Here is an 11,991-nt window from a genome sequence, read left to right as displayed (position 1 = left end):
TCATTGGTGATTATCAGGCCGCACGTCATAATGCCGCCGCCAACGAAATTTTGCAGAGTCTAGGGAGCTAGCTTGGCTACGCCTGTCGAACCCTTGCGTTTGCTGCTGCTGTCCGATGCGCCTGAGTGGGCAGCCTTGTTGCGCGAGTGCCTGGCGCCAATGGGCGACGCAGCTGTGTTGATCAGCGCGCCCAACTGGGACTCGGTGAGCCGTCTGTTCAATGACGACCACAGCGCCGTGTTGTTGACCACCCCCGGCTTGCAGCCCGGCCCTGGCCGCTGCAGCCTGCCTTGCATATTGCTGCTGGAAGAGGAGCCGCTGGTTGCACCGCTGGGGGTCAGTGACTGGCTGGTGCGTGACGCACTGGACGCTGGCACGTTGCGCCGCTGCCTGCGTCATGTGCGTGAACGTGGCGTGCTCGAACACACGCTGCAGCGTCTGGCCGAGCAGGACCCGCTCACGGGGATCGCCAACCGCCAAGGCTTCCAGACCCTGCTGGCGGCGCGTCTGGCCGACAATGAAGGGCGCGGCCTGGCACTCGGTCACCTGGACCTCGACAACTTCCGCCACGCCAACGATGCCCTCGGCCACCAGGCCGGCGACCGGCTGATCCTGCAAGTGGTCGCGCGGCTCAAGAGCCAGCTCGAAGCCGGTGACCAGTTGGCGCGCCTGGGTAGCGACGAATTCGCCCTATTGATCGACACCCGCCGCGCACCCCAGCGCGCCGAATGGATGGCCGAGCGCATCACCCAGGTCATGGCCGAGCCTTACTGGGTGGACGGTGAAAGCCTGCTGATCGGCTGCAGCCTGGGCGTGGCCCATGCCCGCGCTCGCGCTGGCGCCGACCCGCTGATGTGGCACGCGCACATCGCCATGCAGCAAGCCAAAAGCACCCAGGGCTGCACCTTTCATATCTTCAACGAGCGCATCAACCGCAATGCGCGCAGCCTTGCCGATCTTGAAAGCGAACTGCGCCGCGCGCTGCGCCGTGATGAGCTGGAACTGCATTACCAGCCGCGCCTGGACCTGGGCGACGGCCGTATCGTCGGCCTCGAAGCCCTGGTGCGCTGGCGCCACGGCGAGCGGGGGCTGCTGGCGCCCAGCGAGTTCGTGCCCCTGGCCGAACAGAGCGGCCTGATCGTGCCACTGGGTTACTGGGTGATCTCCCGCGCCCTGCGCGATATGCAGGACCTGCGCGAACGCGGTCTGCCGCCGCTGCACATGGCGGTCAACCTGTCGTTCCGTCAGTTCCAGGACAGCCAGTTGCTGTCCACCCTCAGTCGGCTGATCACCGAGCGCGGCGTGGAAGCGCAATGGCTGGAATTCGAGCTGACCGAAACCGCCGTGATGCGCCGCAGTGACCTGGTCAAGCAGACCATGGACGCCCTGGGCCGCCTCGGCGTGCGCTTTTCCCTGGACGACTTTGGCACCGGCTTTTCGTCGTTCGTGCACCTCAACAGCCTGCCGATTGCCTTGCTGAAGGTCGACAAGAGCTTTGTCGGCGGCATGGAGGAGCGCGAAGAGAATCGCAAGCTGGTCCACGCCATGATCAACCTCGCCCACAACCTCAACCTGGAAGTGGTCGCCGAAGGCGTGGAAACGCCGGAGCAACTGGCATTGCTGCGCTTGTTTGGCTGCGACCAGGCCCAGGGTTACCTGATCAGCAAACCGTTGCCGTTGCCTGAACTGGTGGAGTACCTGACTCACGGCAAGGGCCGGCAGGCGCAGTTGGGCTGACGTGCACATCTAATCAGCCCAGCAATGCCTCCTGCCGAATCATGCGCCTGATCTTCGCTTCAAACGCCCAAGTCAGGCTGACCGCCGCGCATGCCAACCCCAGCGCCAACCCCCACCACACACCCGTCGGCCCCCAACCCAGCGTGAAGGCCATCAACCACGCCGCCGGCGCGCCGATCAGCCAGTAGCAACCGAGCCCCACCAGAAAGGTGGTCTTGGCGTCCTTGAGCCCACGGATGCAGCCCATGGCGATGGTTTGCACACCGTCGAACAATTCGAACCAGGCCGCGACGGCCAGCAGGCTGACGGCGAGCACGATCACGTCATGAAACGCCGGGTCGTTGTGGTCAAGAAACAGCCCGATCAGCGGGTCGGAATACAGCCACAATACCCCGGCAAACCCCAGCATCACCGCGCCGCCAAAGCCCATTCCAACGCGCCCGGCGGTACGCACCTTCAGCAATTGCCCGGCGCCGTAGTGCTGGCCGATGCGCATGGTCACCGCGTAAGACATGCCCGCCGGCACCATGAACGCCACCGAGACGATCTGCAGGGCAATTTGATGCGCCGCCAATTGCGTGCTGCCCATGGTGCCCATGCACAGCGCCGCGAAGGCGAACAGCCCGACCTCCACCGCATAGGTGCCGCCAATCGGCAGGCCCAGGCGCCAAAGCTCGCGCAGGTACTGAGTATTAAGGTGGAGCAGGCCGGTGCTCAGTGGGTAAGCGGCATAGACGCGATTGCTGCGGATGTACGCCATCAGGGCCAGTGCCATGCCATTGGCGACGATGGCCGTCACCAGGCCGATGCCCATCAGGCCGAGCTTGGGCAGGCCGAACATGCCTTCGATCAGCGCATGGTTGAGCAGGTAGTTGACCACCGTGCCGCCCAGGCTGATCACCATCACGGGCGTTGCCTTGCCGATGGCGCTGGTGAAGCCGCGCAAGGCCATGAAGCTCAGGTAGCCAGGCAGGGCGAACGGCAACAGGGTCAGGAACTGCCCGGCCGAATTCACATTGGTTTCGGTCTGGCCGAACATCAGCAGCACCGGCTTGAGGTTCCACAGCAGCAAGGCCGCCGCCAACGCCATCAACCAGGCGAGCCACAGCCCGGCCTGAGTCAGGCGGGTTGCGCCTTCGATATCTCCTGCGCCATGACGAATGGCGACCAGCGTGCCCACCGCCGCAATTACGCCGATGCAGAAAATCGCCACGAACGAATAAGTCGCCGCGCCCAGGCCGCCACCGGCCAGGGCCTCCGGGCTCAGGCGGGCCATCATCAAGGTGTCGGTCAGCACCATCAGCATGTGCGCCAACTGTGAGGCGATCAACGGTCCTGACAGCCGCAGGATGGCCCAGAGTTCGGTACGTGCCGCAGGCTGCATGATCATCACACTCGAAAGTCGGAAGGGTGGCAGGGGAGTGATTCTCGGTGCTTTGCGCGCAATTGTAAAAAGAGATAAATGCAATCGTTTGCGTAATACCCCCTTGATTCTCTCAAGTATTGGCAAACCCTGCCGAAGTAGCTGTGTCGGACCTTCACCCCGACGTTTCCCACTAGATAATTTGCCGAGCATCGCTATGAGATCAGGATGATCCTGGCCTCGGTCAGGAGCTGTCATGTCTCAACCTCGCGCCCGGATTGCCTCACAGTTAGGCCTCGCATTGGCCGTGATTCTGGCTGTCGCCATTGGCGGCAGTACCGTTTTCGCTTTGCGTTCCCTGGATTCCGCCAACCTTGCCACCCGTGAGGAGCACCTGGCCAGCGAGGCGCGACTGCTCGCCGACCAACTCAATACCTTCCACAGCACCCTGCGCGAGAGCACGCAGCGTCTTACCGGCTTGTTTGAAAAACGCTTCAGCTCAGGGTTGAGCGTGCGCGCCGATCAGATGATCGCGGTGGCCGGGGTGCAGACCCCGAGCCTGTTGCTGGGCAGCGATGTGCTCAACAACAATTTCACGGAAGTGGACGAGTTCAAGCAGATGTCCGGTGGCGTCGCCACGGTATTCGTGCGCAGCGGCGACGACTTCATTCGCGTCAGCACCTCCCTGACCAAGCAGGACGGCAGCCGCGCCATCGGCACCGTGCTGGACCGCCAGGGCCCTGCCTACCAGCGCGTGCTCAATGGCCAGGTCTATATCGGCCGCGCCGTGTTGTTCGACCGCTCCTACATGACCCAGTACAGCCCGGTGCGCGACAGCAGCGGCAAGGTCATCGCGGTGCTGTTCATCGGCTTTGACTACACCGACGCGCAGGCCGCGCAGTTCGAAAACCTCAAGCGCTTCCGCATCGGCCAGACCGGGTCCCTGGCGCTGCTGGATGAACAGAAACACTGGCTGGTGCCGCCCGCTGGCGTGCAGGCGCTGGATCAAGCGGTGCCAGTGATGCTGGACCTGGCGAAAAAGCCTGGCGCAGGCCGCTTCTGGAGCGACAAGAACGAAGATTTCTACAGCGTGTCGGTGCCCTTCGAAGGCGGCCCCTGGGCCGTGGTAGCCAGCATGCCGAAAGCCGAAATTCGTGCCGTGACCTGGGAAGTCGGCATGCGGTTGGCGATCGGCAGCGTGCTGGCGATGCTGCTGGCGGTGGGCGCAATCGTGTGGCTGTTGCGCAGCAAGCTGGCGCCGCTGAGCGACCTGGTGCGCCAGGCCGAAGCCTTGGGCGCGGGCGATTTGAGTGCACGCCTCAACGTCTCCAGTCATGACGAGATCGGCCAACTGGCCCGCAGCTTCAACCAGATGGGGGAAGCACTGTCGACCATGGTGTCGCAGATCCGCAAGGCGGCCGAAGAGGTCAACAGCCGAGCCCAGGCGTTGTCCGGGTTGTCGGGCGGTGCTTACGAAGGCATGGAGCAGCAGTCCGGTGAGATCACCAGCATGGCCGGCGCCGTGGAAGAGTTCAGCGCCACCTCCCTGAACATCGCCGACAACATGGGCAACACCGAGCGCCTGGCGCAGGAAAATGCCCAGCAAACCCGCATCGGCCGTACCTCGATGCAAGAGGCGTCGTCGTCTCTGGAACATATCGCCACCGCCCTGAACGGCACCGCCACGGTGATCAATACCCTCGGCCAGCGCTCCCAGGAAATCGGCGGCATTGTCGGTGTGATTACCGCCATCGCCGAGCAGACCAACCTGCTGGCGCTCAACGCCGCCATCGAAGCCGCCCGCGCCGGTGAGCAAGGCCGTGGCTTCGCCGTGGTCGCCGACGAGGTGCGTAACCTGGCCTCGCGCACCCGCCAGGCTACCGATGAAATTTCCGTGATGATACAAAGTATCCAGCAGGAAACCGGCAATGCCATCAGCACGATGGAGCAGGGCAAAGCCCTGATGCAGGATGGCCTGTCGCGCAACGCCGACGTGGCCTCGGCCCTGGCGCGTATCGACGAGCAAAGCCGCTCGGCCGGTCAGCAGTTTGCCGCCATCACCACGGCCACCCAGGAGCAGAGCAGCACCGCGACCTTGCTCAGCAGCAACCTGCAGAGCATTGCGCTGGCCAACAGCGAGCAGCGTGAAGTGGTGTCGAATCTGGCGATCACCGCCAAGGAACTTGAAACCCTGGCGGCGGGCTTGCGTCATGAGGTGGACCGGTTCCGCTAAGGTTTCACAGACGCAATTCATCAACTGCGGGAGGGGGCTTGCTCCCGATGGCATTGGATCAGCCAATAAATCGGGGGGCTGATACACGGCAATCGGGAGCAGGTCCCCTCTCACATTCAGACCTGCGCCAAAGCTCAATTAAGTGCCGCCGGGCGGTATTGCAGCGCCTCTTGCAGGTGGTGACGCGCGATCGCGTCTTGTTGTTCCAGGTCTGCCAACGTGCGCGCCACCTTTAGCAGCCGATGCGCCGCACGCAGCGACAGTGTCAAGCGCTCGCATGCGGTCTCCAGCCAGCTCTCGTCGACCTTTGCCAGTGTGCAATGCTCGCGCAAACCCGGCAGGTCAAGAAAGGCATTGGCACATCTCTGGCGTTGCTGTTGGCGCTCGCGCGCCTGGGCAACGCGCGCCGAGGCGCTGGTCGTTGTTTCACCATCGTTTTGAATGGGATTGAGCGCTGTGGTCTCTCGTGCCACGGTCAGGTGCAGATCGATCCGGTCCAGCAGAGGCCCGGAGAGTTTGTTGCGATAGCGCTGAATCTGTTCCGGCGTACAGCGACAACGACCACTGGGCTCGCCCATATACCCGCAGGGACACGGGTTCATTGCTGCCACCAATTGAAAGCGCGCCGGGAAACTCACTCGGTCGCGGGCGCGGGAAATCACGATATGGCCTGACTCCAGGGGTTCGCGCAGTACCTCAAGCACCTTGCGATCAAACTCGGGCAATTCATCCAGAAACAGCACGCCATGGTGTGCCAGGGTGATTTCCCCCGGTTGCGGTTTTGACCCGCCGCCCACCAGTGCCGGGCCGGATGCGGAGTGATGCGGCTGGCGAAACGGCCGATGGGGCCAGTGGCTCAAGGGCGCGAGGCTGACGACCGATTGAATCGCCGCGACTTCCAGCGCTTCCTGCTCACTCAGCGGCGGTAGCAGGCCCGGCAGGCGACTGGCGAGCAAGGTCTTGCCAGTGCCGGGCGGGCCGCTGAGCAGCAGGTTATGCGCGCCCGCCGCTGCGATCAGCAAGGCGCGCTTGGCCGAGAGCTGGCCCTGCACCTCGCTCAGGTCCGGATACGGCTTGTTCAGGTACTGCAAACCGTCTGACTTGTAGGGCTCAATGGGCACCTGTCCATTCAGGTGTGCGACCACCTGCAGCAGGTGATCCACCGCTATGACCTTCAGTCCCGACGCCAGGCACGCCTCCTCGGCGTTCGCCCGCGGCACTATCACGGTGCGCCCGGCCTTGCGCGCGGCCAACGCCGCCGGCAACACGCCCTTGACGGCGCGCACCTCGCCGGACAACGCCAATTCCCCGAGGCACTCCACGTCATCGAGCATCAACGCCGGCACCTGCACACTGGCTGCCAGAATGCCCAAGGCAATTGCCAAATCAAAACGCCCGCCGTCCTTGGGCAGGTCGGCGGGTGCAAGGTTGAGGGTGATGAGTGCTACCCTTTAGGGAATATTCAGGAGAGCACAATCATGAGTAAAACGATTTTTCCCTACGTCAGATTCAGCTCCCCCGAGCAGATGAAAGGAGACAGCCAACGCCGACAGATTGAAAAAATTAGGCACTACGCGGTGTCTAATGGGTATCAATTGAACGAAACACTTGACCTCCAAGATCTTGGCCTGTCGGCCTACCATGCAGAGCATATGGAAGCTGACGCAGGCTTAGGCCGCTTCCTCTTGGCAATCGAGAGTGGCTTGATTCCGTTGGATGGAACTTCATATCTTTGTATCGAGCAATTAGATCGGCTAAGTCGTCAGTCAATCGATCAAGCGAATGAGCTGTTTAAAAAAATTCTTCGCGCAAACGTCAATATCATCACGATGATGGATTCTAGAGTCTACACAAAGGACTCCCTAAACAATTTCATGGAAATTGTCTACAGTTTGTTCCTTATGGAGCAGGCACACCAAGAGAGCGCAAAAAAAGCAAGTCGTATAAAAAGTGTTTTTAATGGTCGTTTGGCGAAGCTAGAGCGAGGAGAAAAAATACAGTACGCGGGACAAATTCCGGGGTGGCTGAAAAAGACTAAAGTTAGCGGTGTATTTGAAATTGATGAAACCAAGGCTAATGTGGTGAGAGAGATTTTTACACGAAAGTCGAACGACGAGAGCTTGAAGAAAATAGCCGATGATCTCAACTCTAGAGGGGTTGGCAGACTTAGAAATAAATCTGACGGATCTAAGCTTTGGACGACCGGAGCGCTCTCAAACTTACTGAAAGCTGAATCGACCTATGGCGTTCTTATAGTCAAGCAAACGACCAAGATAAAATCATTGTCAGGCAATCGTAACGAAGTAACAGAGTTAGGCCGATTTGATAGTTACTATCCTACTGTAATCAGCCGGGAGCTATTCATGTCGGCTAGAGAAAAACTCAGAGAAATAAACACGATTAAAGATTACGGGCGTAGTACATCAAAGAACTTATTTTCAGGCTTGGTTTATTGTGGGTATTGTGGTGAGCGAATGTACTTCGATGAAGATGATAAAGTGCTCAAGAGCGGCCGGAAATACTATCGCCATCTAAAATGCATCGGATATCTGCACAAGCTGTGTGACAAAGGAAAATTAAAATACGACAAGTTCGAGAGTGTTTTTCCTTGGTCCTATGCTTATGATGCCGAAAAAGGGAGTGCTCATACACAAGCAAAAATTTCTGCACTTAGTAGTGAGCGCTTAAATATAGAGGGTGAGCTTGCGCTAAACAGAGATCGTTTGGAAAGCCTCACGGCAGCATTTGAAGCATCCGAAGACTATGATGCCGATTTTTTCCTTAAAACATCGTCCTCAATCTCAAGAAAAATCTCTGCGAAGCAGCAAGAGCTTGATAGCATCATAACTCAGATTAGTTTTTTTGCAGGTTCTGTAGCTGAGCCTTTGGAGTTTGATCTTACAAACGCTTCTGATAGAGACAAGGCCAAGATACAGTTAAAAAGAATTCTAGCGGCAATAATAGTTTATCCAACTGAGTCTATGGGGTTCTTGCTGTTTAAAAACGGAAATGTGCAATCGATAGACGCTATTGCAAGAGCAAAAACTGATATGAAAGCCTTTAGTTACTTTGCGAGATATGCAAAAGATCTCAAACAGAAACTTGAATCAGGCTCAGGTGATGCAAAACTCAAAAAAATATTCGATGCTCTTAGGCATTGGTCAGATTAACCATGAAGTCTTGAAAATATTAAAACACATGATAGGATTAAATTGGGTCTATTAAAAATGTGAATTTTTATCAACCAGTTGATGAACTCCCCACACTTTTGCTCTGCAAAAGACGCTGCGCTTGAGGGGTGTTCACTGGCCCTTGTCAGGGGGACTAAAGCAAACGAAAAAACAAAGAGGAACAAATGAATGATCTAAATCTGAAAAGCACCACAATGCTATGGAAACGAATGAATTACTCAGCCCAGCAGGGCAGAGTAAAAAAAACCGCTGGACTAAGCCAACTGAAGAGTTCACTTCATCACAGTTTACGCACTGTGATGAAGAAAGAACTAGAGTTCAATCAAGAGTTATCTCATCGTAACTTCATTATCCACAATAATAAAATGGTTCGACTTGACAGTCTAACACTTGAAGATAGGCAGAGCCTTGTCAACGACATAATGTCATCAGTTGAGAATGACATAGGAATCCACGAAGACCTATCAAAACTCAAAGATGACCGCTCAAAATACGCCTACAAACTCAAGAAGCTTCTATCCAAAGCTGACGAGCCGGAAGCCCTTAAAAAGCTTATAACGGACGTTCTGGAAGCCCAGAACAGTGGCATCTCTCCATCTATTATCGATCAAGTCGATTCGATAGGCGTTAAGCGCTTAAGCGACAAAAAAAAGGCAATGAGCACCTATATAGACCTGCATAATAAAGTTGTTGCGGCAGGCAATAATTCACTACACAAAAGCAAGACAGTAATTCAAGAGTGCTTTTTCAAGTTTCCAACTAGAAACAATATCAATGAAGTCAAACCGGTTGACTATTTGCGTATCATTCACGACTTTCACAAGAAGTACCTCCCAGAGTATGCGGTAAAAGCCTGTGTGTTTCACGGCGATGAAGTATTAAGTCAAGACCAAATAAATAATGGTGTTCACCCACACATTTTTATATCTGCAAAAAACTCAAAGACGGGTCAATATGACCTAGTGCAATCTCAGCTAGACTTAGTTAATAGGTATTTAAAGAGCAAGGGCGAACCAGCAATTGAAAATGATTCATTTAAAGCGTCGCAAAAGATTGGCGAAACTTACCAGCGACTTGTTTATGAGTATGTAAATAAGCGATTGAGAGAGTTTGGATATAGCATAGAAGCATCAATACATGAGAAAACAAAAGATCACAAAGAAAAGCTTGAGACAATAGCAAAAGACGCTAATAAAGCAAAAATTATGAGAAGCTTCAATCTTTTGAGTATGTCTGAGAGTGAGCTGAAAAAACTAAAGCAGGAAAAAATTGAGTTAGCAGCTCAACAGCATTCGATTAAAAACAAGATAGTCTCTATTGACAAGCTCAGATTGAGACTTGTGAAAAAGAACCATCAGCTTGTAGAACAAGCCAACGAACTGGTATTAAGAAAAGCAGTGCTTAATAAGGGGGTCGGTGATGCTAAAGCAGCCGTGGATATCTTAAAAGATCAGAAGCGCCTGCTAGAAGAACAGAACAACTCTTTGCTAGATAATATTAAATCAAACGAAAAAGTTCTAGGAGAACGTGTACATTCGGTAGAAAAAGCTATTGCACTGTTGGCTCATACAGCTCGGGAACAACAAGATATGAAGCGTGTTTTTGCAGAATTTAAAGAGTCTAACTTTAATATGCTTAAATCTCTATCGCCAAGCGAGCGAGTTTATTACATGTATAACATACGTGAGCGTTTAGCTCGTGAGGGTGTTGATGTTTCTGGCGGGGAAATACTCAACCGAACTGATAGTCTTAAACTTAGTGTTTCTGACGCTTACAATAGCTTGAAGAAGTTTGTCTCAAAAAGAAAGCCAGCAGTTAAAGAGCCAAAGCCAAAAAATTGATATTCGTTATGCAGACGGCATTTTATAAATGCCAAGTATATGAAAAGACCGCCTTGTAGGCGGTTATTTTGAATTCAAGGCTTATCCGAAAATGATTGCGAATGCTTTTGATTTTTCCGCTTCTTCTGACTTTTTTTCTGTGGTTGATTTTCTTTCTTTTATTAACTCATATTCTATGTACTCAGGGCGGTTTCCTTTCTTGTGTACTTGCCAGCCTTTTTTTATTAACGCCGCTTCCTCAAGCTTTTTAAACGCTATGTAAATCTGCTCATTTTGGTGCTTTCTTTCAGTATATGATTCTAAGCCAAAGCGTTCAATCATTGCGTTGAAATACATTTTTGTATAGCCGCTGTTAGCTAGCATTTGTATATAAGCGTTTGCGGAAACAGGGCCAAGCAAATTGAGCTTTGCCATTGCAATCATGCCAATGAAATTTAATTCTTTACTTTCTTGTCTCACGGAGTATACAAATTCAAATCCAACTTTGAGTGTGAAGTTTTTGAATTCAAAGTTGTAATTTTCTTCATGGTCTTGGTTGTGTATTGTTAGCTCGTAAAAAGGTCTTGTTTTTACTACGGCCCCGTCTTTTGTTTTTACGAACGTCATTTCAGATATAGTATTTAGTGTAGATACAAGCGTTCTTCTCTTTTCGGTTTTTCTATGGAGTCCGGGCTTTAGCCCTATAAGATTATATACTTCGTCCACAGAGAAAGTTTGAATGTAGTCTCCAAACTGGTCTGTGTTTATATCTTGGTTGTTGTCTATAAGTTTGAGAATTGCTAGGAAAACCTTGTAGTCAAAATATGAAAGCCTAACCATTTCTATATGAAAGTCTTTCATGTCGCCTAGCTGTATTTTTCTCGTTTTTGTTCTTGTTTCGCCTCTAGTTTTGCTGAAAAGAGCTAAGTTCATAAAGGTCTTTACGATTGGAATTACACCGCCAGCGGTGTAGATATGAGTTAATCCATAATCCTTTTCTTTTGAGTACTCTTGCATGGCATGTTTTTTTGTTGTGTATACTCATTGTTGCATTTTAAAATGCCCTGTCAAGTTTTCCGACTTTAAATATCTGAAAGTGTCATTGATTTGATAAAGAAGCTTCCTCAAAGGTGCGGAGTTTTTAGGACTAAACCACGACCATCGATAGGACTAAGACACGACCTTAATAGGACTAAACCACGACTTTCCTATATATATAAATAAGTATTATAAATAAATAAAATCTTAAGAAAGGTGAAATTGAAATTTCACTTTACTTCCAATGACTTAGAGATGCTAAGGCAAATGGCAAAAGCACACACCATTCTGGTGCGCTTCGCGCTTGAAAGGCAGAAGGGTAGGGCAGAGCGTCAGGTTTGACGTTCTAAAGGTCCTTTACGACGATTAAATCTGTTCTGACGTTAAATTGCATGAACGACAAAAATAACAGCCTAAAAACCCTATTTCTGTTTTAAAAACTGAACCATACAAACGGCATTTATGCCGCCCAGAACGATTTGCTATATTTAAAGACCTTGTTCGGCTCATAAAGACACGGGTACAAGTCCCCGCGCCTTTAAGCGCCTTGACCAAAAGCTAGGTAAACGATAAATAGCAACTAATCTGAACTCGCAGTTAGAGAGATTG

Annotated in this window: 6 protein-coding genes and 1 pseudogene; 4 read left to right on the top strand and 3 right to left on the bottom strand. The window is 53.1% G+C overall.

Annotation, left to right across the window (positions count from 1 at the left end; all coding sequences use genetic code 11):
• Window positions 1-72 precede the first annotated feature (72 nt).
• Window positions 73-1,737 carry a putative bifunctional diguanylate cyclase/phosphodiesterase gene (locus H045_RS20120; RefSeq protein ID WP_015373288.1) on the top strand — a complete coding sequence of 555 codons (1,665 nt, stop codon included), beginning with the start codon at window positions 73-75 and terminating at the stop codon, window positions 1,735-1,737.
• Window positions 1,738-1,750: 13 nt separating this feature from the next.
• On the opposite strand, the gene H045_RS20115 is transcribed toward H045_RS20120, so the two are convergent.
• Window positions 1,751-3,127 carry a NorM family multidrug efflux MATE transporter gene (locus tag H045_RS20115; protein ID WP_003231587.1) on the bottom strand — a complete coding sequence of 459 codons (1,377 nt, stop codon included), beginning with the start codon at window positions 3,125-3,127 and terminating at the stop codon, window positions 1,751-1,753.
• 229 nt (window positions 3,128-3,356) lie between these two features.
• On the opposite strand from H045_RS20115, the gene H045_RS20110 reads away from it, so the two are divergent.
• The gene (locus H045_RS20110) at window positions 3,357-5,333 is read left to right on the top strand and encodes a methyl-accepting chemotaxis protein (RefSeq protein WP_015373287.1); all 1,977 of its coding nucleotides are present in this window, start codon (window positions 3,357-3,359) and stop codon (window positions 5,331-5,333) included.
• A gap of 134 nt (window positions 5,334-5,467) precedes the next feature.
• On the opposite strand, the pseudogene H045_RS20105 reads toward H045_RS20110, so the two are convergent.
• Window positions 5,468-6,772: pseudogene (locus H045_RS20105) on the bottom strand (YifB family Mg chelatase-like AAA ATPase); the annotation flags it as partial.
• Between the two features lie 39 nt (window positions 6,773-6,811).
• Here H045_RS20105 and H045_RS20100 point away from each other — a divergent pair.
• Window positions 6,812-8,503: a recombinase family protein gene (locus tag H045_RS20100; protein ID WP_015373285.1), complete on the top strand. Its 1,692-nt coding sequence runs from the start codon at window positions 6,812-6,814 to the stop codon at window positions 8,501-8,503.
• A 185-nt stretch (window positions 8,504-8,688) separates the two neighbouring features.
• Window positions 8,689-10,365: a hypothetical protein gene (locus H045_RS20095; protein ID WP_015373284.1), complete on the top strand. Its 1,677-nt coding sequence runs from the start codon at window positions 8,689-8,691 to the stop codon at window positions 10,363-10,365.
• Window positions 10,366-10,446: 81 nt separating this feature from the next.
• Here the strand turns inward: H045_RS20095 and H045_RS20090 are convergent, their stop codons facing one another.
• Entirely contained in the window at window positions 10,447-11,361 is a 915-nt protein-coding gene (locus H045_RS20090; RefSeq protein WP_015373283.1) for a hypothetical protein, read from the bottom strand.
• Between the last annotated feature and the right edge of the window lie 630 nt (window positions 11,362-11,991).

Origin of the sequence: Pseudomonas poae RE*1-1-14 (assembly GCF_000336465.1) — a bacterium.
Classification (GTDB): Bacteria; Pseudomonadota; Gammaproteobacteria; order Pseudomonadales; family Pseudomonadaceae; genus Aquipseudomonas; species Aquipseudomonas poae.
The sequence above is the reverse complement of the archived record's forward strand: the minus strand, read 5'-3'. Positions and strand labels throughout refer to the sequence as shown.

Bases quoted from the DNA above. Each gene is read 5' to 3' on its own strand.
- H045_RS20100 (WP_015373285.1), top strand. From the start codon at position 6,812: ATGAGTAAAACGATTTTTCCCTACGTCAGATTCAGCTCCCCCGAGCAG.
- H045_RS20090 (WP_015373283.1), bottom strand. From the start codon at position 11,361: ATGCAAGAGTACTCAAAAGAAAAGGATTATGGATTAACTCATATCTAC.
- H045_RS20095 (WP_015373284.1), top strand. From the start codon at position 8,689: ATGAATGATCTAAATCTGAAAAGCACCACAATGCTATGGAAACGAATG.
- H045_RS20110 (WP_015373287.1), top strand. From the start codon at position 3,357: ATGTCTCAACCTCGCGCCCGGATTGCCTCACAGTTAGGCCTCGCATTG.
- H045_RS20115 (WP_003231587.1), bottom strand. From the start codon at position 3,127: ATGATCATGCAGCCTGCGGCACGTACCGAACTCTGGGCCATCCTGCGG.